Genomic DNA, 19,116 nt, shown 5'->3' with positions numbered 1-19,116 from the left:
ATTGACAATGAGTTGCCTAAAGCAGGGGCAAAAGTATAGTCTAAACGTTCGTTTTCGCTACTTCTTTTCGATTGCCTTAGAGCAGATTCGTAGTCAGTGTACATGATAGCCGCAATGGTCGAACCAGTTTTTTGCGTCGGTTTCACTTATCCAGTCCAGGGCTGTCCGCAACGCCTCGGCCAAGGCGTCGCGGGTACGGGCCTGGGCGGTGCGCAGGCCGGTTTTGAGCTTGCTAAAGGCCAGCTCAATGGGGGTAAAATCGGGCGAATAGGGTGGCAAGAACAGCAGGCGGGCCCCGTAAGCCGCGACGGCTTCGGCTACGCCGGGGGCCTTGTGGACGCGCAAGTTGTCGAGCACCACCACGTCGCCGGGCACGAGCGTGGGGCCGAGCACCTGCTCGACGTACGCCACGAAGCTGGCCGTGTTCACGGCCCCGTCGAGTTCCATGACGGCCGCGAGGCCCTGCGGGGTAAGGGCGGCCACCACCGTCACGTTCGGGCCGTTGTGCAGCGGCACGGCCTGGTCCACGCGCCGCCCGCCGGCGGCCCGGCCGTAGCGGCGCGTATACGTCAGGTTGATACTGGTTTCGTCCACAAACTTGAAGCACGTCACGTCCTCGCCCGGCAAGGCTTCGAGGAAGGCCCGGCGCAGGCCCTTCACCCGGTCGGTGTCGCGCTCGGCGGCGTGGACGCTCTTTTTTTGCGCCGCAAATCCAGCGTTTGCAACGCCTGCCAAACCGTCGTGCGGCCCGCGGCGGGGGCACCACCGGCAGCCAGTTGGCTGCGAAGTTCGTCCAGCGTCGCATCGGGTTGCCGGGCCACGCAGGCCGCCAACGCGGCGCGGGCCGCCGCGTCCAGCAGCGGTGCCGGGCCGCCGCGGTGGGGCAAGGCCGCCAGCGAGCCCGTCGTGCGCTGGCGTCGGCGCAACTTGTGGACAAACGAGACGGACACGCGGAACTGCGCGGCCACGGCGCCCACCGAACGCCCGTCCTCGGCGCAAGCCGCTATAACCCGTTCGCGTAAATCTTCGGAGTACGGTCTCATGACGCTAAACTAACCAAGACGCTGTACACTGAACACGAAACTGCTCTAAGAAGCGCGTAAAACCATCGTCATTCAATGCTTATACAGTGCATTTGCACCTTATCGCAAACAATTGGACCATGTAGGCCTCGGCTCGGAGGTTTTGCCCTATTTGTTTAACAACACCCATCTAGGGGCTGCATCCAGCCAAGCTGGCAACCAGGAGCCAAAAGCAGGGGAGTAGACAGATAAAGTTACGTTCGTGGCCCGTCCGCAGGGACCTGCCAGGTGGACTTATTTTGTTTCCCAGGGATACCTTTTGCTGTACGTGTCGGTGGGTAAACGTAGATTCGTTAACACATTATTCTATCATCAATCGGGCTATGTTGCAGCGATTATTCAACGTTAACACGCTATTAAATAGCCTGTTAATGATTATTGTGGCGGGTTGCCAGTCTATTAAACCTCCGGATAATCCGAGTAAAAGTGCCTGGACGGACCCCCTTGCTGCTCAGGCTATTTCGTTGGGAGTGTGCAATTACAATCAGCCCACCGCCAAGGAGGCCGAGCTACTGGCCGCGGGCTGGAAAAAAACCTTCGAGGACAATTTTGACGTCAGCCCCAACAACAGTTTGAACCCCAACTGGAATGTATGGGTAGGCGGTGCGTTCAACAATGAGCTGCAAATGTTTACGGCCAGCACCCGCAATCTTAATGTAACTGCGGACCGGGATGACGCGGCGAACAACGTACTCGTAATCAAGGCTATCAAAGAGAGCGTGACGGGCCCCAAATACCGTCAGGATGTAGATGCTACCCCGACCAACTTTGAGTTTACCTCTGCCCGAATTGAATCGAAGACTTTATCCGCTCCGACCAAGAACACCAGCCAGATACGGTTTGTGTCCCGCATCAAGCTTCCGAGCGGGTATGGCATGTGGCCCGCGTTTTGGCTGTACGGAAACAACTGGCCCACCAATGGTGAAATTGATATCCTCGAGGCCCGCGGCAATGAGCCTTTCCTTTTTCAAACCAATTACTTCTTCGGCCGGCAAGCCAATGTGAACCTGGTGCAGAATGCGGCTATTTACGTGACCACAGAGACCAGCCTGACCGATTGGTGGCACGTCTACGAGTTGATTTAGACCAAAAAGTCACTCACCTACCTGCTCGATGGACAAGTAGTAGGCGTAAAGACCGGAGGGTACGCGCCCGACTTGTTCGCTAAACCAGAGCGCATCACGTTGAATCAGGCAGTCGGCGGCGACTTTTTCTACAAGGACCTTTCCATCCCAGCCCCCAGCCAAATACCGCTCAACGAGGGCGAAGGGGTTATGCTGGTGGACTGGGTGAAAGTATACGCCAAGCGCTAGCTAACCACCTGGCTTAAACTCCTGGATAAGCACCAGCCCGGCAGTGAACTTCGCCAGGCTAACTCACTGTAGCGCGCACTGCCCGCCGCTGTTGGTGGGCCTGAAAAATTTCCTGGAAGTGAGCGGCATACTGGTCGATAATTCGGTCCCAGTTATACAGGGTTTCAATTTTGCGGGCGTTTGCAGCCAGCATGCGCTGGTACATAGGGTCTGCTTTTTGCACCGACTTTAAGGCTGCGGCCACTCCGTCGGCAGTGGTGAAGTACAGGGCCTCGTTTTCGAGCACGTATTTATTGAACTCGTTTTCGTTGGCGCAGATTAGGGCGCCGGAAGCCATGGCTTCTAGCAAGGACGGATTGGTCCCGCCCACGGTATGCCCGTGGAAATAAAGGTTGGAGTAATACCGGATGTTGTTCACGGTGTTGATGTTGTAGATTCCACCAGCAAACCGAATGTTGGCGGCTCCCTTGAACTTGTTCTTTAGGTATTCGCCGTACTGGCTTTCGTGTTTGCCTACTACTAGGAAGGGCCGGCCCACGCCCGCCTGTACTACTCCGTCCAGAATTACTTCGATGCTGTTTTCCGGTTCAAGCCGGGCAATTAGCATGTCGTAGGAGTAGGGGGCAAGGCTGTAAGTTGCTAGGACGCTCTGGTCTGGGGTGGTAAAGGAGTGAGCACCGTAGGCAATGAAAGTAGAGTCTTTCTTATACTTCTCCTTGAGGTAGTGTTGAATGCCGATGGAGTCCGAAATGAGATAGTCGCTGTTGAGAACAGCCAGCTTCTCTGCGTACTGCAGAAAGCGCTGCACGGGCTTGGAAAACTTGGAACGCTTCCACTCCAAGCCGTCCATGTTGGTCGTCACGATGCTCTTTTTGCGAGGCAGAAACTTACCCGATACGGAGCTGCTGGTGTACCCAAGCTGCAAAATGATGTCATAATCGCGCTTCCGGGTATCGGTTATGCAGTTGTAATCATAGATGAACTGCCCCACGGTGCCGTACTTAAATTCCGGGTCGTAGGCGTGAATGATGTTCACCCCGTTCCAAACTTGTCCCTGAAAGAGGTGGTTGTGCGGGTTATACACCGTGACCGTAAAGCCCCGCTTCAAAAGGCCTACTGCCAAGTATTCGGCGCACTGCTCAAACCCGCCGTGGTTGTTGGGGATGCCCCGGGTGCCGATAATTGCAATTTTCATGAGCTAGTGGTTCAGCACCTGTTGGTACGCGGCCAGGGTTTGTGTCGCAGTGTCCTGCCAGGTGTAATGGGAAAAAATATGGTTCCGCAGGCGCGGGTTCACAGGCTTAGCGTGCGCCTGCGTCACGGCTTGCCGGATAGATTCTACGTCGTCGGGCTCGCAGTAGTGAGTCATGTCGCCGAAGTACTCTTCCGTGTCGCCTTTGCGGGTTACGACCAGGTTGCAGCCCATGGCGCCCGCTTCCAGCGAGCTCAGCCCGGTGGTTTCAAACCAGCTGGGCAGCACATGCACCTTGGCCGCCTGGTAAACGCCCGCTAAGCTGGCGTGGTCCATGTGCTGGATAAACCGCACGTTGGGAGCGTCCCGGGCCTGGGCCTGACACTGTGCATAATACGCGGCCTGGTTGGGCCCCGGCTTGCCAATGATGGTTAACTGCAAGGCGGTATTTTGCAGCGCCTTGATGAGGTTCAGCTGGTTTTTGCGTCCTTCAATGCGGCCCACGCACAGCACATGGTCTTTAAAAGCGAGGTTGGGCTCCACGGCATTGCTGAAAGAAGCCGGGTCGATGGCGTTGACCACCTTGTGGTAGCCCTTCTTGATGCCGTAGGAAGTCACTAGGCGGTTGTATTCGCTGTGGGAGTTTGGCAAAAGCAAGCCGGCTTGGGCCGCCACAACCTGAACGGACTTTTTCTGGCCGTGCATGAGGAAGTACAGCGACTTAATTTTCTCGCCGTTCTTCACGGCGCGGGCCACTGCCTTCACATACTCTATCTGGTCCTTGTCAAACACCGTGTTCAGCAGGCGCATGGGGCCGGTCCGACACTTTTTTTCGTACTCGTGGTAGTCGACGAAAATGGTGGAAATCACAAAGGGAACCGCCGTTGCTTTTATGTGGGGCAGGATGTCATCGGGGCGGATGATGTTGAAGAAGTGCAGCAGGTCGTAGTTCTGGTAGGCAATGGCGTCGGTGCTCAGCCGGATGTCGATGTCCACGCCCAGGGCCCGCAGGTACTTCGCCGTCATCTCAATCTGGGTGGTGTCGCCCCCGGGAGAAGTGAAATGGGTGCTGCGGGAAATCATCACAACCTTCATAGCCTACTTTCTTTTAAGCGGAAAATAATTGCTCCAGGGCCGTAGAAAAATAAGTAAAGGGGCAAAAGGCTGCGGCTTTCGGATGTCTTGGCATTAAATGAATAACTTGTCCTTCGCGACGCTTAAATAGCCCAAGGAATAGAGTTGGTTGATTTTAAACCAAGTCCGCTCTCTAATACCTATAGCATATGAGCCATATATATAATATAGTGCAATCATAAATACTGATTTGGCTATTTTATAACTAAATTTGAGTTTAGCGTACTTGTAATCCAAAATGCCTTCAGCCTTGCCATTCATTTTGGCATGGTTATATACATACACTTTATTTAGTTTATTATCAATTTTATGGTACACAATCAGCTTAGGCTCGTAGAATAATGGATACCCCAAGGCTTTAGAGCGATTGAAATAATCATTCTCTTCGCCAGCCATCAGGCTTGTTCCTTTTCGTCCTAGCTCAGTATTGTACCATCCTATGCGTTCTGCAAGTGTTTTACGCAGGGCATAATTAGCTCCCATTAACATAGAGGTATTTTCTGGTTCATTGCCAAGGTCTAAAACGCTTACTAAGTAATGATACTTCTTCGGGAGCCATTCAGGAACTTCAGTATTGAATGGCAGAACTTTGCCCCCAACGATGTCCTTGGAGGGGTCCGTGAATACTATATTACAAACTTCAAAGTAGTGTGCATCCAAATCTATGTCATCGTCTAAATATATTAATATATCATTTTTAGCCTCTATTATGCCTCTGTTACGGGCATGTGCCACCCCTTGTCGGGTTTCTAAAATATACCGGACTAAGGGGTTTTCAAGAAGCGGCCTTACAACATGAGCGGTATTATCAGTTGAGTTGTTATCAATAATAAGAATCTCATAATTTGTCTTATTCTTACAACATTGTAGAATTGATTCTATCGTTTGCTTAATAAAAGCAACTCGGTTATAGGTGGGTATAATAAAGCTAAAAGTGGTCATTTGCGTGTTGGTTTACTTTTGAAAATGTTAAAATAAAGCAACTCTATTAGCAGTAGATAATTGAAATTATTCACCACTCTATTTTTTTATTTTAAAATCTATCGGAAGAACCTCAAGAATAAATTAGCATTTATTCTTCAAATCCTTGAGTTCTGTCTTGTATCTTATTCTCAAAAAATATAAACCTAAAAGGAGATGATTCAGCGGCTGCATTATAGATGGCCCGATAGAAAAAAGCTGTCATCATCAAGATAATGGTGTAGCCTAGCACCGACTTTACTAGCTTTTGGGACCGGCTATTAAAAAAGAAAAAACATAGGAAGCTCAAAATTACTACTCTGAAATTCAGAAGATAGTCGTTAGTGCGAGCCAAGATAAAGTTATCGTATACAAGGCGCTCTAACAAAGCCCCTAAAAAATATAAGTTGTAGTATTTGTAAAAGTTGTACTCTTTAAAATTCTCTTTTAAGTCAGCACTAAACCATATAATAATTGCGTCAAGCGTGAAAAATAAGATTCGGGCAGTGCCAGCCCCTACCTTTCCTTCGTCGCCAATCTCCTGCATATAGTCGAGGTTTTCGACATAGTAATCGTAGCCTGTTAGCGACACAATGGGCGCCGTCAGGTTCAGAGCAAGTGTAAGAATGGCTGGTGCAAAAGCCGTAACTACAAGCAAAAGACTAATTTGCAAGTATCTGTTTTTGAACCAGTCCCAGCACAGCAAGGGAAAAAATGCAGCTCCAACGACAATGCTTTTGTGGAAGCTAAAACCAAACAAGAGCCACAATAAAGCCCACCAATATTTCTTCTCGAAGGCCAAATTGAGGGCGTAAAAGAGTACAAACCACGCCAACGTCTGCCGCATGATGTTCATACTGCTGAACATGAGCAGGCTAGTAAAGAAGAAAAAGATAAACCACGGGGCAATGAACGGAAAACGTTCTAAAGCCTTGTAAAATAACGTAATCTGAACAAAAGCGATGACGATAAATAGAAATGCAAAGTGGGCGTGCACTGCATTCAGCCATTCATTCAGTAGCTGGTATCCAAACTCAATGTCCCGCGGGTAAACCCCGGTTTCGCGCAACTTCAGGTACCATTCCAGATAAGCCTTGTAGTCGATGCCCACATAATACCGCCCCCCGATGATGAAGGAATACAGCACGATGGTGAATAGCAAGTTGGGGCCCCAGTATGAGGGGAAGCTCACCTGTTCCCCACTGGCGTCGAGCGTGGGGCGCGCCGATGGCCGTGATAATGCTATCATGAACACCATCAGCAGTGTATAGAACAGGTAGGTACCGGGTTCGGTCATGGGGGCGGTTTAGCCGTTTGTGCCCGCGGGGCCGAACGTGTTTTCTTTGATAACCCGCGCAGGGTTGCCCACCACTACGCAGTTGGGTGCAATGCTTTTTACCACAATGGAACCCACGCCTATTATCACATTATCACCAATCTCAATGTCACCGATGATGCAAACCTGGGCCCCAATGTCCACGTTGTTGCCAATCCTCGGGCAGGCACTGTAAGTGCCGTCGGCCAGCTTTTTATTGCCGATGGTGGTGGAGTGCCGAACGTGGACGTTCTGTCCCAACCGGCTTTCGCCGTTAATGACCAGGGCCTGGCCATGGTCGAGCCGCAGGCCGCTGCCGGCCCGCAAGCTCCAGGGCAGCTCAATGCCCAGGAACCATTCTACCAACACCCGGTAAATTATCAGATACCAGCAAAAGAAGATGATGAGCACTCGGTTGCGACGCACCACCGTGGCCAACCGAAACAGCATCAGCACCAACTGGGCTTTAACGTTTCCGCGGTTGGCCCGAAAATCCTGAAAAATCCCTTGGTGAGTAGCAGCGTCTTCCATAGCTTAATGTGGGGTCTTGCCAATAGCAAAAGTTATGGTTAAGAGGCCTCCTGCTCGGCGGGTTGCGCAGATTTCCGGCTTAGCAGGCCGGCAACCATGGCAAAATCGTTGCGGGTGTATACACCAAGCAGGTAGCCGGCTGGCAAGAAGAGCAATAAAATTGCGCCCCGAACTGCGTAGGTCAGGTAAAAATTATTGAGTGGCAACGCTCCCCGGAGGAGATACCAGCCCACCATCAGGCCGCCGAAGAAGAGGATGGTGACTGGGTAGAAAAAAAATTGATTTGCGGGTCCACGACGCGCGCGGCCTGGGTAAACAGAATGCGCTCGAAAAGGCATGCTAGGAACAGCCCGAAAGCCACCGAAACCGTCAGGCTGTGGAACCAGTCGAGATACGCCAGCAGCAAGGTGAACACCACGATGGCTATTGCAAAGAGGATGGACGTGCGGCGGAATTCCTTTAGGCGGTTGTTCGCAAACAAGTAGTTCTGGTAGGGAATGGTGAGGGTTTTGGTAAAGGCAAACAGGAGGGAGAAAATAAGTACCGGGTAGGCCTGCACGTAGCGCGCTCCAAAAACCAGGGTTATTAACTCTTCGCCAAACAGCGTGGCCACCAACACGGCCGGCAGGAAAATAATAGAGATTATATGCTCGTAGTTACCAAGCTGTTCCATGGTCTTTTCATGCAGGTTATCGGAGATGTTTTTGGAGAACACCGACAGGAATATGCCGCCCACGCTTGTGCCCAGGGTGAGCACCATGAGGCCTAGACGGTTGCCCACATTGTAGTAGCCTAGCTGTTCGGCTGGCACTCCAAAAATGCCCAGCAGCACTTTGTCGAAGCTCAGGAGCAGCCCGTAGGCAATGGTAGAGGTCGAAATGCTCAGCGAGTAGCGAATGTACTTTTTTACCACCGCCAAGGAAAACGACCCAAAATTCAAACGCATCAGCCCCAACAGGGGGTAAATGGAGCTCAGGCCGCAGGCGGCCATGATGTACCAGGCAATGCCGATTTCCGATTGGCCCAACACGACGGCCGCAATTTTGGCGATGTTAATAAGCAGCTGCGCGTAAAAGTCCACCATATTGGCCCGCACGATGTTGAGCTTGGCCGTCTGGTCAGTGGCGTAGAGGTAAAGCGGCGTCATCAGATAATCCTGCAGGATAAAGATGACTATCAGCGTAATCTGCAGCTCGGTGAAGGTGCCGTTGTGGCTCATCTGGTTCCAAGCTACAAAGGCCAGGACCAGGAGGGAGGTGATGACGTTGTAAAAAAAGAAAACGGCCAGGTAGTTCTTCAACCCCGTGTTGGGGTCGTCGTTGTACATCTTCAAATGGGCACTATTCACCGTGTGGGTAAACACCGATTTGATGAGCACCTGGAAGGACATCGCCAGGCTGATATTGCCCAGAATAGCCGGTCCCCCAATTCGCGCAATAAACACCGAGCTAAGGATGCCAAAGGCCATTGAGACCAGGCTGATGGCAAAGTTCTGGCTGAGTTTCTTTCCTAACATACCGCTTTCACACTTGGGTGGATGCTGTCCTGCACCGGTGGCTACTTCAAGGAGCTGCTGTTTTCGGTTCGGGCGTCATTCAGTACCATCAAGGCTTGGGGTAGCTTGCCGTGGGTAGCAATGTCGTTGATGACGTCAATTCGCGCTTTTGGGGTGTAGTTGTACCGCACCACAAAGACCGTGACATCAATGTAAGAGGCCAGGGAAAAGGCGTCGGCCACCTGGCCCACGGGCGCCGAGTCGATAATGACGTAATCGAACCGGCGCATGAGTTCGCCAAGGAACGTGGCGATGCGGGGGTGCATGAGGAATTCGGCCGGGTTTTGGGGGACGGGCCCGGTGCCAATGACGGACAGGTTGGGCGCAACCGTTGACTCCCTGATTAGGTCGTCGACCTCAACTGTGGGTTCGCTGAGAAGCGTGGTTATGCCCGCGCCCTCCTGCAGGCCCAGCGCGGCGAGAACCGCTGGTTGGCGCAGGTTCAAATCAACCAGTACCACTCGCTTGCCCGTCAAACTCAGGCTAATGCCAAGATTAAGGCTGACAAAGGTTTTGCCCTCAGCCCTTATGCCGGAGGTTACCAAAATAACCTGATTACTCTTGCCAGCGGTGGCAAAATCAAAGTTGCTTCTGATGAGGCGATACTGCTCGGCAATCAACGGCTGGCTGGTGTCAGCCATAGCCAGCGTTCCTTTGCTCGGGTAATGACTGACTTCACCCAATACTGGCACCGTGGTAGCCTTGGCAACATCTTCCTGCTGCTGAACGGTATCCGACAAAAAGCTCCGCAGGAAAATGAAGCCGAATGGCAAAACCAACGCAAGCACAAAGGCCAGGCCATAGACCACCGGCTTGTTGGGGTTAACCGGCGTTTTACTGGCAATGGCTGGGTCTATTACCCGGGTATTCGATACCGTCGCCGCTAACGAGAGAGCCGACTCCTCGCGCTTCTGAAGCAGGTACACGTACAAATCCCGCTTCACGCCCGCCTGCCGGTTGATAGCATTCAACTCCCGCTCAATATTGGGGATTTGAGTGATACGGGACTTAAACGTATTGGCTCTTGCCGCCAGGGTTCCCCTGGTGGCCTCCAGCCCGGCGCCTATGGTGCGCAGGTTCTCCAGGATGTTCTGCCGAAGGGTAGCCAGCTGGCCATTCATGTTCAGAATGAGTGGGTTTGCGGGTTCGGCTACCCGCAGCATGCGTTTGCGCTGCAATTGCAGCTCATTGAATCTCGCTACCAATTCCTGCAGCGACCGGTCGTCAATGCGCAGGGTACTCGGCACCAGCTCAAATTGCGACCGCGGCTGCGACAGGTAGCGTTGGAGCGACCTTATCACATCCAGCTGAATGTTCAACTGGGACAGCTGCTGATTATAATTCGTGGACTCTTGCAGGTAGGCAGACGCTTCCGAGCGAACATCGGTGACCTGGTTCCGGCGCTTGAATTGTTCTACCTCCTTCTCCGTGTCCGACAGCTCGGAAATGAGGTTGCCTAACCGCTCGTCAATAAAGGATATAGTATTGGTGGCAAGCAGGTTACGGTCTTCTTTGTTCTCTTTGTTATATACCTCAATCAGCGTGTTCAGAATGGCCTTCCCCTTCTCGGGCACGGGATGCATCAGGCTAACGACCAATACATTGGCTTTCTTGTTAATCTGGGCAACCGTCAACCCCTTGTGATAGCCCGCGGTTAAATCCTGGATGTTCTGCAGGGTGACGTACACCTTTTTCCGCGGCGTGCCTGCGGCCACTTGGTTGGGTTCAACCACGAAGGTGCCATAGGGCTTCGCAATTGGCTGTCCGAACCGGTAAAGGGCGGGGCGGGCCGTTCCATCCGTCATTTCAAAACTAGTGGCGTCCCTGACGTTGATGGTTATCTTTTTGGGGCCGACGAAGTTCTTCAGCTGCCCCACCCGGAGCCGAATGGGCAACTCACTGCCGTATATCTCCCTTTTCTTCAGAAAGCCATCGACGTAATAGGTGGCTTGCAGCGAGAGTTCGGTTAGCACCCTTTCCAGTAGGGTAACCGATTTCAACGCCTCTATTTCGTTTTCAATGCTGGTCGCTGCATTGAAAACGTCCAAATCCCGGAAGACGGGGTTACCCGATTGAAAGTCCGGTCCTTTGTCAATGTCCCGAATAAGCAAGGAACTGCTTATTAGGTACCGCGGAGTTGCCCAGGCCAAGTACGCCGTGGCAATAGCCAAGCATAGGACTAGGCTAATCAGGAAGAGATACCAACGACGCAGATATTTATAGAAATACCGTTTAAAGTTGTTCTTATCTGATTGGGCGTAAACTACTTCTCGTTCAGCCATCGTGCTACTATCTTAAAGCTATGGCAATGATGGCATAGCCCAGAGTGGAGATAACGGCCCCCCAAATGGCGATGAACCGATTGTTGGGGTTCGTCTGGGCAGTTTTGACTCGGTTGTCCGGCTCCACGTACACAATGTCGTTTTGCTGGAGATAAAAGTAGGGGGAGTCAAAAACCTCTTTCTTGTGCAGATTCAGCCGCATTGACACCCGTTCTCCGGCTTTCTCGCGAATTACCAGGACGCTTTCCCGCTTGCCGTACTCGGTCATATCTCCGGCCAGGCCCAAGGCTTCTAGCACATTGATGTTCTCCTGCGGCACCGTAAAAGAAGCAGGCCTGGTTACTTCACCCAGGACTGTTATTCGAAAGTTCAGGAGGCGAATGTCCACAATGGGCCTTTTGATGTACTTCTTGACTGCCGCGGTCATGGTTTGAATTGCTTCCTCCTTGGTCAAGCCACCCAGCTTTACCCGGCCCAGCACCGGATAAGTGATATAGCCCTCATTATCTATGGAGTAGCCTTCGTTCTGCCGATTATTCGATACCGCGTTATCAACAGTAGTAGCATCAGTGGAATTTGCAGTGCTGGGTGGTGCCAGAACGCCGTTGTTGAAGAGAATGCTCGACTCCGGACTTAAGCTGCTCACCGACACAGCAAGCAAGTCACCGGGTTGCAGGCGCAGGGGTGCCCTGTTCAGAATTTGTGTTTTGTACTCAGTGCTTCCCTTTAAGTCGTTCAGATAAACCAAGTCTCTGCTCGAACTACAAGCTTCAAGCGCTAGAAACACGATGGAAATGAGAACCCTTATTCCTTTTCGGAGTGAAGTGTTTATCAAAGGGATGGAATTTTTATTGGAAATCAATCTATAAATTGGTTAAACACAGGTGTGAATGTACGCAAGCATCCAAAAAAGGAGATGCACCTGCTCACCTTATTTTTGGCGGTGGTCTAAGGTAGCATGATGCGCTGATTATGCTGGTCGATGCAAATCTTGATGCGGGCGCTGTGCATCGGGAGCGATTTGCTAAAGGAGCAGGATTTTCGGACCAGTACCCCGCAGCGCTGGCGCAAGGAGCAATGGATGGCTTCGATGACACTCGTGCCGCCGCTGCCTTTGGGGCAGCGACGGTGCTGCCACCGAGGCAACACGCCCACGTAGGTGGGGAACAGGTCAGTAAAATACCAGCCGTGGCGGCGGCAGCGGCGGGGCAAGGCCTGCCACAAGCGCCGGGCGGTGGCCGCGTCCCGGCGGCCCGTGACCCAGGCCACGATGCGCCGACTGGCGCGCTCGACGGCCAGCCAGAGCCAGACTTTGCGCTTGCGGCGGCCCACAAACGTCCACATCTCATCCAGTTCAAGCGCCTCCCACTCGTGCCGCTGGGCTTTTTTTGGCCGCAGGCGCGGCAGCGGTGTGCGCACCGACTGCGCTTTGTTTGCCAGTTTGGCCACCGTCATGCGCGAGACGCCGGTCACGCGCACGATACTGTGTTGGGAATTGCGTTCGGCCAAGAGCTTTTCCACCTGCGCGTAGCAGGCCGCTCGCTGGGTGCTACGGGCAAAAACCGCGCTTGATAGCCGCACGCTTTGCATTGGTAGCGGGCGTGCCCGCTGCTGTGGCCGTTGCGCCGAATACGCTCGCTACCACACCGGGCACAAGTGTGTTGAATGAGGTGTTCTAGCTGAAACGGACAGTGAGAAGTCTTAACTTCCCTGCCCATGACCGACAAAATAAAAGCGGCCCGCCCGCCACCCGCAAGAAATATACGCCTGCTTTTAAGGTGGAGGGTGCGCGCCAGGTGGCCGCCGGCGCATGGTAGACGGACGTAGCCCGTGCCCAGGGCATCTCGCCCGCCCTGCTCGGGCGCTGGCAGCGTCAGGCCTTGGAGCAGGCCGTCCCCAGCAGTGCCGAGCGCGAGGAAATCAAGCGCCTACGCGCCGAGTTGAAGAGGCCCAGTTAGAGGTCGCTGGGTACCTCGATACCTACTCCAACCTGGATCGCCGCCACTCCGCCCTCGGCTACCGCTCGCCGCATCAATTTGAACAAGATCTGAAAAGCATCCTACCTTAGCTTACTGTCTGTTTTTACTGGACCACCCCACTTGCCGTAAAGCAAATAACCGATTACCTTCTCTGCCTAAATCCACGAGGGGCTGTGGGTTTAGGAAACAGGCCAGGCCTATCCGCTGCGCATTCAACCATTATGGACAGACAGTTTTTACAGTTTCGGCAAATGCTGTTTGTGGTGCTGGACTTGTTCCTGCTGAATTTTGGCTTCTTAGTAAACCGCCTGGCCATTGAGGAGCAGGCCAGCGCTACTCCTCTCTCGTCACATACTTTTTACTGGCTGCTGCTAAACGTCTTTTGGGTTGCTGGCACCTGGCTGGGGGAGATTTACTCTTACCACCAGCTCTCTCGTTTCCGGCGGTTTACCAAATCCAGTTTTCTGCTCTACTTTATCTGGGCATTTTCTGTGCTCGTGGTCTCCTTCTTGCTGCGGCATTACTTCACCTCTTCCTGGGTGTTTGTCTACTCGACCTTTGCTTGGTTTGCTGCGGCCCTGCTGTTCAGCCGGTTACTCCACTTGGTTTTAAAGGTCTGGGTGGTGAAAAAGGCTGGCCTAAACCGGCGCATCATCATTCTGGGGTACAACAAGCTGGGCCAAAAGCTCGCGACTTACCTGGAGCGCGAAGAATTAAGCATCAGCATTGTGGGCTTTGTCGACGACGCCCCCATGCTGCCCGAATCCTCCGCTTACCAACTATTTGCCGGGCTGAGCGATGCCTTGGCGATTGCCAAACGACACGGCATTACGGAGATTTATTCGACCATCATGCCGGAAAACAACAGCACGGTATACAGCCTCATGAAGCAGGCGGATAACGACTTGATTCGTTTGCGTCTGGTGCCGGACTTCTCGTATTTCATTAATCGGCCGGTCCACGTGAACTATATTTTTGACATGCCCATTCTGTCGGTGCTGAAGGAACCCCTAACCCAGGTCACCAACCAATTTAAAAAACGCACTTTTGATATTATCGTTAGTTTCTTTGTAACTGTATTGATCCTGAGTTGGTTAGTGCCAGTGCTCGGGCTACTGATTTACCTGCAATCGCCGGGACCCATCTTTTTTGTGCAGCTGCGCAGTGGCAAAAACAACAAGTCTTTTCGCTGCTTCAAATTCCGTAGCATGACGGCAAACCGAGCAGCCAATTTCCAGCAGGCTACAACCCGCCAAGACGCCCGCGTCACGAGAATAGGCCGCTTCATGCGCAAGACCAGCCTGGACGAGTTTCCCCAGTTTTTGAACGTGCTGTTTGGGCACATGAGCATTGTGGGCCCGCGGCCGCACATGCTGAAACACACCAAATCGTTTTCGGCCCAGGAAGACCAGTACATGATTCGTCAATTCTTAAAGCCGGGCATCACCGGGTGGGCCCAGGTGAACGGCTACCGGGGCGAGATAACGGAGCTGCGGCACATCCAGAAACGCGTGGAATGCGACTTGTGGTACTTGGAAAACTGGAGCCTGGGGCTGGACCTAAAAATCATCTTTCTAACCGTCTACAACGTGTTTAAAGGAGAAGAAAACGCCTTTTAATAGACCGACTATGCTAGCTGCTCCTCTACCGCCCAACGAATCCGAACGGCTGAAATCCCTACATGCGCACAACCTGCTCGATACCCTGCCCGAGGACGTTTACGACGACATCACGCGCCTGGCGGCGGAAATCTGCGGCACCCCCATCGCGGCCATCAACCTCGTTGCCGAAGACCGCCAGTGGTCCAAGTCGGCCCATCATCAGGAAGGGGAAAGCCTGGGCTTGCATCACTACTTGCGTGCGCCCCGGGAATACTCCTTCTGCGCCTACACGATTCTGAACCCCAACGATGTGCTGGTCGTGCCGGATGCGCGTTATGATGAACGGTTCATGGACAATCCGTTCACCACGGGCGAACCACACGTGGTTTTTTATGCCGGCGTGCCCGTGAAGGACGCCGAGGGGCTCGCTCTGGGCTCCCTGTGTGTGCTCGACAGCCGGCCGCGAGAGCTGGCGGAGCACAAGCTGGAATCGTTGAAGGCCCTGGCCAAGCTGGTCAACACCCACTTTCAGCTCCGGCGCACCAAGCTGGAGCTCGAAAAAGCCCAACAGCGGGTGGACGCGGCCGCCCCCCTCCTGTGCACCATGATGAGCGCCACTGACGCGTTGCGCACCAACGCTGAAGGCGAAACAGCCAGCCGCTTAACCTCGCTGCAGGAAGAAATCATTTCGCTGAAAACCATCCTGAAAGTGCTTCCCGAGTAAGAGCCCAGGTCCAGGTATGTTAAGCCGCTATGGCAAGACGACGGATGGGCTTCGCACGATTAACCCAATGGAAACCATCCCCAGTAGATATTTTCTTGAGAAGAATGAAGCAGTCGATAGCGATTGTTGTTGCAAATCTGCTTCAAAAAGTGAGGTGGTCTAGTTTAGCCGGACAGAAGAAGAACGTATCTTACTTCTGTTATGACAGCCAAAAAGAGCGGGGCGTCGCCCGATAAACGACGCAAATACGACGAGGTGTTTAAGGCTGAAGCCCTGCGCTTGGCCAGCGAGAGCCGCAGCACGCAAGCCGCCGCGCAGCAGCTGGGCATCAGACCCAAGCTGCTCTACCGCTGGCAGCAGGCGTAGCTCGTGGCCGAAGTGGGCAGTGTGGAAGTGGCCCGCGACCCGGAGGTGCGCGCCCTGCGCGCCCGCCTCAAGCGGGCCGAGCAGGAGCTCGACATTTTAAAAAAAGCCTTGGTCATCTTCGCCCAGCTGACCCAGTGAGCGTCTACCAGCACATCGCCCAGCGGCGCCGGCAAGTGCCCATACGCCAGCTCTGCCAGGTGCTGCGCGTGGCCCCCAAGCGCCTACTATGCCTGGCAGCAGCAAGCCCAAGTGCTGGCCCTCGAGCCGGCTTGGCAGCTGGCCGTGCGGCAGGCGTTTGCCCAGCATGCGCGGCGCTATGGCACCCGCCGGCTGCGCGTGGAAGTACACGCCGAAGGCCATGCGGTGGGGCGTGGGCGCATCCGCCGCACGCTGACCGCCCACGGCTTGCGCGCCCAGCAGCCCCGCACCTATGTGCCCCGCACCACGGATTCCGACCCCGCCCGGTGGGCGGCGCCCAACCGCTTGCTCGGCCAGCCGGCCCCCACTGCCCCCAACCAGGTCTGGGTGGGCGACATCACCTACCTGCCCCGCCAGGGCGGCGGGTGGCTTTACCTGGCCACGTGGCTCGACCGCTGCTCGCGCAAGGTCGTCGGCTGGGACCTGCACGAGACCATGCCCGAAGACCTGGTCAGCGAGGCCCTGCGGTGCGCCTTGGCCGTGCACCAGCCCGCTGCCGGACTCGTCGTGCACTCGGACCAGGGCAGCCAGTACACGGCCACCCGCTTCCAGGACTTGCTGAGCCGGCACGGGGCCAGGCAAAGCATGAGCCGGCGCGGCAACTGCTACGACAACGCCCACGCCGAATCGTTTTGGAGTCGGCTCAAAACCGAATTGCTCGACGGCGGAAGCTTCCCCGAATTGGAAGAAGCCCGGCTGGAAATCAGCCACTACATCGCCTACTACAACGCCGAACGACGCCACTCCGCCCTGGGCTATATAGCCCCCACCAACTTCGAATCCCAACTCCAAACCACGTCCCAATTGTGTCCGGCTTAGCCGGACTACCTCAAAGGCTCAAAGGCTAGGTCTAACAAGTAGGTCCAGAAAGAAAAGGGTTTCTTTTTTATGACCCTACCTTTCTGAACGGGCATAATCAACTTCTTTCTTGGTCAAACAACCATGTACTAGCTCAAGCATTAGGAACAGCCCTACATAGTAAGCAAAAGCAGCTTTTTGACTAGGCTATTCAGCGAAATTACCGTTTTCTTAACCCGGATTCACTTGGTCGACTGCAACTGGAATTGCAGGTTTAGACTCCCCAATTGCGGGGCGCGAAGCGGTAGCTCAGCCGCGGCCTTACGGCGAACAAATGGTTGGTAAAGCCGGCGGTGTTGGTGTAGTGCTCTTTCATGCGCAGGTCCGACTCGTGGTAGAGGAGCCCATCCAGTGCGCAGGGCTTCGGGCGGCGACATAGGCGCGGGCGTGGAATTCATCGCCGAAAACGATGAAATGAGCTGGGGGACAGGCAGGTCCGGCACCAGCATCGAACGTAAATGACCCTTACATAAGTGGCTCGCGGCCGTTAAATTATCCGCGCTGGCTATTCCCGAGGTGCCCTGCCTGGAGAGCGGCGGGAGCCAAGGACTTACGAACGCGGGGGGCAATTTTGTTCCATGTAATTTCTAATACTTTTAAGCGATAAAGACCTTAGACACCTTCCTGCTACGTTCCTTATGAAGCTTTTACGCAAACTTGGCGCCCTGGCCGTGGGGGTACTGTTCGGCGGCGTGGCCGGCGGACTGGGGGTGAAGTACGGCCCCGCTTTTAGCAAAGGAACGCCGTGGAGTGGCGGGCAGAAAATCGGCCTTTTGCTCCTACTACCCGTGGCCTGGATGCTAGCGGTGCTGGCCCACGAGCTGGGCCACGTGCTGCTGGGCCGCACCAAAGGCTTCGTCTTCCATTGGCTGGCCGTGGGGCCCTTCCTGTGGAAGAAAGAACGGGGCCGCCTGCGCTTTGCGTGGAACAAGGACCTGAACACGGCCGGCGGCATGGCCTTGTGCGTGCCGCCTGATAGCCACGACCTGCGGCGGCGCTTCCTGGCCTTTGCCGGCGGCGGCCCCCTGGCCAGCGGGCTGTTCACCGGCGTGGCCCTGGGCGTATACGCGCTGCTGCCCCCCGCCACGTCGGGCGTGGGGCGGGTGCTGGGTGGGACCCTGGCCGTGAGCGGCGCCATTTCGGCGGTGCTGGCCCTGGTGACGCTGCTGCCGATGCACGCGGGCGGCTTTTACAGCGACGGCGCCCGGGTGCTAAATCTGTGGCGTGGCGGCCCCGCCGGACAGCTGGAAGTGGCCGTGCTCTCGGCCCTGGTGCCCTCGATGGCCGGCACCCGGCCCCGGGAGCTGGCCCGCCCCCTGCTGGAAGCCGCCGCGCTGCTGCCCCAGGAGTTGCCCTTCAAACTCTACGTGTTTCACTACCTCTACCTCATTGCCCTCGACACCGGCCACACAGAACGCGCCGCCCACTACCTGCACGCGTACCGGGAGCGGCTGGAATGGATGCCCGAAGCGCTGCGGGGCAGCGGGTGGCTGGAATCGGCGTTTTTCGCGGCCGCTTACCAGCACGACTTGCCGGCGGCGCGGGCATTTCACGCCCAGGCCAAACCCAGCCCCCACACCCCGGCCGATGTGCCCGCCCGCGTGGAAGCTGCCCTGGCCCGCCTGGCCGGCGACGCGGACCTGGCCCGCGCCAAAGCCCAACTGGCCCTGCAGGAGTTGCCTAAAAGCCTGGACCAGGGCAGCGCCCGCCTCTATGCCGAGTGGCTGATGGATACGGTGCGCTGGGCCGAGCGGCAGTAACCCTTTAGTCACTTGGCAGCCCATAATGAACTACTCGTTCAACTGTACAAGTCCGCGTATAGGTTGAGTTACCTGAAACGCTAGCCGAAGTCATCGGAATCGGTTCAAAAAACTTGTTCAGCAATCAAAGTACAAGGAAGGACTTCATTGCGATGAGAAACCTGAACTTATACCCAGTGCTCGGATAGACTTATGTCCCAATGCGCAATCACCACTCACGTGATGCCTTGACGAAAATTTACTGTCTTTCTATTCGAGCGTTTTGG

The 19,116-nt window shown here is 54.7% G+C and carries 19 protein-coding genes and 4 pseudogenes; 10 read left to right on the top strand and 13 right to left on the bottom strand.

Annotation, left to right across the window (positions count from 1 at the left end; translation table 11 throughout):
- Positions 1–93 precede the first annotated feature (93 nt).
- Together B9A24_RS21865 and B9A24_RS23325 are read right to left on the bottom strand one after the other, a co-directional pair.
- Positions 94–735 carry an IS630 family transposase gene (locus B9A24_RS21865; protein ID WP_159452129.1) on the bottom strand — a complete coding sequence of 214 codons (642 nt, stop codon included), beginning with the start codon at positions 733–735 and terminating at the stop codon, positions 94–96.
- Positions 657–1,043 carry a helix-turn-helix domain-containing protein gene (locus tag B9A24_RS23325; RefSeq protein ID WP_084448024.1) on the bottom strand — a complete coding sequence of 129 codons (387 nt, stop codon included), beginning with the start codon at positions 1,041–1,043 and terminating at the stop codon, positions 657–659. Before B9A24_RS23325 ends, B9A24_RS21865 begins: the two co-directional genes overlap by 79 nt.
- A 509-nt stretch (positions 1,044–1,552) precedes the next feature.
- Here B9A24_RS23325 and B9A24_RS20950 point away from each other — a divergent pair.
- Together B9A24_RS20950 and B9A24_RS22170 are read left to right on the top strand one after the other, a co-directional pair.
- Complete coding sequence (locus B9A24_RS20950) at positions 1,553–2,167, top strand: glycoside hydrolase family 16 protein (protein WP_159452128.1); 615 nt, start codon at positions 1,553–1,555, stop codon at positions 2,165–2,167.
- Between the two features lie 72 nt (positions 2,168–2,239).
- Positions 2,240–2,395 (top strand): hypothetical protein, encoded by a 156-nt coding sequence (locus B9A24_RS22170; protein ID WP_159452127.1) that lies wholly within the window; start codon positions 2,240–2,242, stop codon positions 2,393–2,395.
- 58 nt (positions 2,396–2,453) lie between these two features.
- Here the strand turns inward: B9A24_RS22170 and B9A24_RS20945 are convergent, their stop codons facing one another.
- The 10 genes from B9A24_RS20945 to B9A24_RS23385 all read right to left on the bottom strand — a co-directional run bounded on the left by B9A24_RS20945 (position 2,454) and on the right by B9A24_RS23385 (position 13,082).
- On the bottom strand, positions 2,454–3,590 hold the full coding sequence (locus tag B9A24_RS20945) for a DUF1972 domain-containing protein (protein WP_084448019.1): 1,137 nt from the start codon (positions 3,588–3,590) through the stop codon (positions 2,454–2,456).
- Between the two features lie 3 nt (positions 3,591–3,593).
- Complete coding sequence (locus B9A24_RS20940; protein ID WP_234997591.1) at positions 3,594–4,670, bottom strand: glycosyltransferase family 4 protein; 1,077 nt, start codon at positions 4,668–4,670, stop codon at positions 3,594–3,596.
- A 105-nt stretch (positions 4,671–4,775) separates the two neighbouring features.
- Positions 4,776–5,663, bottom strand: coding sequence for a glycosyltransferase family 2 protein (locus tag B9A24_RS20935; protein ID WP_084448014.1), 888 nt, complete (start codon positions 5,661–5,663; stop codon positions 4,776–4,778).
- Between the two features lie 130 nt (positions 5,664–5,793).
- Positions 5,794–6,978 (bottom strand): EpsG family protein, encoded by a 1,185-nt coding sequence (locus B9A24_RS20930; RefSeq protein WP_084448012.1) that lies wholly within the window; start codon positions 6,976–6,978, stop codon positions 5,794–5,796.
- Positions 6,979–6,987: 9 nt separating this feature from the next.
- A complete protein-coding gene (locus tag B9A24_RS20925; RefSeq protein WP_084448009.1) occupies positions 6,988–7,527 on the bottom strand; it encodes a serine acetyltransferase in 540 nt (179 codons plus the stop codon).
- A 235-nt stretch (positions 7,528–7,762) separates the two neighbouring features.
- On the bottom strand, positions 7,763–8,995 hold the full coding sequence (locus tag B9A24_RS20915; protein WP_084448004.1) for a lipopolysaccharide biosynthesis protein: 1,233 nt from the start codon (positions 8,993–8,995) through the stop codon (positions 7,763–7,765).
- Between the two features lie 89 nt (positions 8,996–9,084).
- Complete coding sequence (locus B9A24_RS20910) at positions 9,085–11,364, bottom strand: GumC family protein (protein WP_084448002.1); 2,280 nt, start codon at positions 11,362–11,364, stop codon at positions 9,085–9,087.
- A 7-nt stretch (positions 11,365–11,371) separates the two neighbouring features.
- A complete protein-coding gene (locus B9A24_RS20905; protein ID WP_262490617.1) occupies positions 11,372–12,151 on the bottom strand; it encodes a polysaccharide biosynthesis/export family protein in 780 nt (259 codons plus the stop codon).
- 161 nt (positions 12,152–12,312) lie between these two features.
- The gene (locus tag B9A24_RS20900; RefSeq protein ID WP_159452125.1) at positions 12,313–12,945 is read right to left on the bottom strand and encodes an IS1 family transposase; all 633 of its coding nucleotides are present in this window, start codon (positions 12,943–12,945) and stop codon (positions 12,313–12,315) included.
- Positions 12,834–13,082 carry a transposase-like zinc-binding domain-containing protein gene (locus B9A24_RS23385; RefSeq protein ID WP_449404359.1) on the bottom strand — a complete coding sequence of 83 codons (249 nt, stop codon included), beginning with the start codon at positions 13,080–13,082 and terminating at the stop codon, positions 12,834–12,836. Before B9A24_RS23385 ends, B9A24_RS20900 begins: the two co-directional genes overlap by 112 nt.
- 114 nt (positions 13,083–13,196) lie before the next feature.
- Here B9A24_RS23385 and B9A24_RS23320 point away from each other — a divergent pair.
- The 7 genes and pseudogenes from B9A24_RS23320 to B9A24_RS20875 form a co-directional block, all read left to right on the top strand.
- Positions 13,197–13,322 (top strand): annotated as a pseudogene (locus tag B9A24_RS23320) (hypothetical protein); the annotation flags it as partial.
- Positions 13,313–13,432: pseudogene (locus tag B9A24_RS23315) on the top strand (hypothetical protein); the annotation flags it as partial. The pseudogenes B9A24_RS23320 and B9A24_RS23315, both read left to right, overlap by 10 nt.
- A 132-nt stretch (positions 13,433–13,564) precedes the next feature.
- A complete protein-coding gene (locus B9A24_RS20890) occupies positions 13,565–14,962 on the top strand; it encodes an undecaprenyl-phosphate glucose phosphotransferase (protein ID WP_084447998.1) in 1,398 nt (465 codons plus the stop codon).
- 10 nt (positions 14,963–14,972) lie between these two features.
- Positions 14,973–15,668 (top strand): GAF domain-containing protein, encoded by a 696-nt coding sequence (locus tag B9A24_RS20885; RefSeq protein ID WP_084447996.1) that lies wholly within the window; start codon positions 14,973–14,975, stop codon positions 15,666–15,668.
- A gap of 201 nt (positions 15,669–15,869) precedes the next feature.
- Positions 15,870–16,034 carry a transposase gene (locus B9A24_RS20880; RefSeq protein WP_084447993.1) on the top strand — a complete coding sequence of 55 codons (165 nt, stop codon included), beginning with the start codon at positions 15,870–15,872 and terminating at the stop codon, positions 16,032–16,034.
- A gap of 3 nt (positions 16,035–16,037) precedes the next feature.
- A complete protein-coding gene (locus B9A24_RS23030) occupies positions 16,038–16,172 on the top strand; it encodes a hypothetical protein (protein WP_262490616.1) in 135 nt (44 codons plus the stop codon).
- A gap of 48 nt (positions 16,173–16,220) precedes the next feature.
- Positions 16,221–17,051: pseudogene (locus B9A24_RS20875) on the top strand (IS3 family transposase); the annotation flags it as partial.
- Positions 17,052–17,319: 268 nt separating this feature from the next.
- Here B9A24_RS20875 and B9A24_RS23310 read toward each other — a convergent pair.
- Positions 17,320–17,460: pseudogene (locus B9A24_RS23310) on the bottom strand (Tn3 family transposase); the annotation flags it as partial.
- Positions 17,461–17,728: 268 nt separating this feature from the next.
- On the opposite strand from B9A24_RS23310, the gene B9A24_RS20865 reads away from it, so the two are divergent.
- Positions 17,729–18,850, top strand: a complete 1,122-nt coding sequence (locus tag B9A24_RS20865; protein ID WP_084447990.1) for a zinc metalloprotease — start codon at positions 17,729–17,731, stop codon at positions 18,848–18,850.
- Positions 18,851–19,116 lie beyond the last annotated feature (266 nt).

Source organism: Hymenobacter roseosalivarius DSM 11622 (assembly GCF_900176135.1).
GTDB lineage: Bacteria > Bacteroidota > Bacteroidia > Cytophagales > Hymenobacteraceae > Hymenobacter > Hymenobacter roseosalivarius.
Note: the sequence above shows the minus strand (reverse complement) of the source record. Positions and strands in the feature narration are given on the sequence as shown.